Annotated in this window: 1 protein-coding gene; it reads left to right on the plus strand. The window is 49.2% G+C overall.

Annotated features, from left to right (window positions below; translation table 11 throughout):
* A partial coding sequence (locus PCY17_RS12100; RefSeq protein WP_301395775.1) for an FtsK/SpoIIIE domain-containing protein occupies positions 1 to 1,913 on the plus strand: 1,913 nt, incomplete at both ends.

The raw sequence follows: 1,913 nt of genomic DNA on the forward strand, positions 1-1,913 counted from the left end.
TCCCTCGGGGTCCACTTGATCCTAGCTACTCAGAAACCATCTGGTGTGGTGGATGACCAGATCTGGTCTAACTCACGCTTCAAGATCGCCCTTAAGGTGGCGGACCGTTCGGACTCCAATGAAATGCTTCATACGCCGGACGCAGCCGAGATCACTCAGACAGGACGTGCCTATCTACAGGTCGGGAATAACGAAGTCTATGAACTCTTCCAGTCAGCCTGGTCAGGGGCAGATTACCAGCCGGACAAGGACGATATGGGGATCGAGGACCACACCATCTACTTGATCAATGAATTGGGCCAATATGAGATCTTGAATGAAGACCTATCAGGCTTAGAAGATGTGGATGAGATCAAGGAAGTTCCGACAGAGTTGGATGCGATAGTGCACCATATCCAGCTCTTGTGTGAAGAACAAGAGATTCCTCCAGTACCACAGCCATGGTTGCCACCGCTCAAAGAGCGCATCGCGTTAGACGAGCTGGAAGAAGTGCAACCGACAGTAGCCTGGGCACAAGAGAAACCACTCTCAGTTCTACTTGGAATGGCAGATATCCCGCAGGCCCAGAAGCAGGAAGCCGTCTCTATCAATCTCTCCAAGGATGGTCATATCCTCCTCTACGGAAGTCCGGGTACAGGAAAGACCACCTTCCTTCAGACTGCTGGTATGGACTTGGCTCGCAAATTCAGTCCCAATGCCCTTACCATGTACTTGATGGACTTTGGGACCAATGGTTTGGCTCCATTGTCCAAGCTTCCACAGGTGGCGGATACCATGCTTTTGGACCAAACAGAGAAGATCTCTAAATTTGTACGAATCATGGAGAGAGAACTCAACCGTCGTAAGAAACTCCTTGCGGACTATGGTGTTGGGACCTTAGACCTCTACCGTCAGGCCAGTGGTCAGGAAGAGCCGGCTATCGTCATCCTCTTAGATAGCTATGAGGCCTTCAAGGAAGAAGCCTATGAGGCGGAACTCTTCAAGCTCTTGGTGCGTATCTCTCGTGAAGGTCTCAGTATCGGGGTTCACCTCTTGGTGACAGCCGGTCGCCAGACCAACCTTCGTGCTCAGCTCTACTCGAACTTCAAGCACCAGTTGAGCCTGCCACAAAATGAGGCAGGTGAAGTGCGGGCCATCGTGGGCTCTACACCACTTGCTATGACTATGGAAGATATCAAGGGACGTGCCCTTATGAAGCGTGAAGAGGTGGATGTCATCCAGCTGGCTCTCCCAGTTTATGGAGCCAATGATACTCAAGTCCTCAACAACCTGCGCCAAGCAGTCGCTTCCCTCCAAGAAGCCTGGACCGGACAGCGCCCAAGTGCCATTCCGATGGTACCAGAGGAGTTGACAGAGAAAGACTTCTATAGTCGTGCAAGCGTGCAGATTGCCTATGAACACGGCCTCGTGCCATTAGGACTTGACTTGGAGACAGTTGAGCCTGTTACTTGGAACCTGGCTAAAGGCAATCTTCTCTATCTAACAGATAAAGAAGAGCAGATGACAGCCTTGGTGAAACACATTGCCAAAGGGAAACAGAAAGTTATCGTCTTGGCACCGAAGTATCATAACTTACCTGAAATGGAAGGAGTGACGATTCTTGCAAGTCCAGAGGAATATCTAGAAGGCTTAGATATGATGGAGTTCAAGATTCAGGAACGGTTAGAAGGCAAACAGCGAGACCATGTTGCAACAGTGGTTGTTTACAATTTAACCGAATTAGTGGTAGAATTAAACTCAGAAGCGCTTGATACGTTGGCTTATGTCCTAGATAAAGGAATTCGAGCTGGATATGGTTCTCTTGTAATGAGTTCGCCGTTGATTACTAAACATATTGATGTGGTCTCAAAAACTGTTCGCTCTTACAAGCAGGCTGTTATAGGGCTTCGCTTAAGCGAACAATCAGTTCTGAC

It is taken from the genome of Streptococcus sp. SO2 (assembly GCF_030440025.1).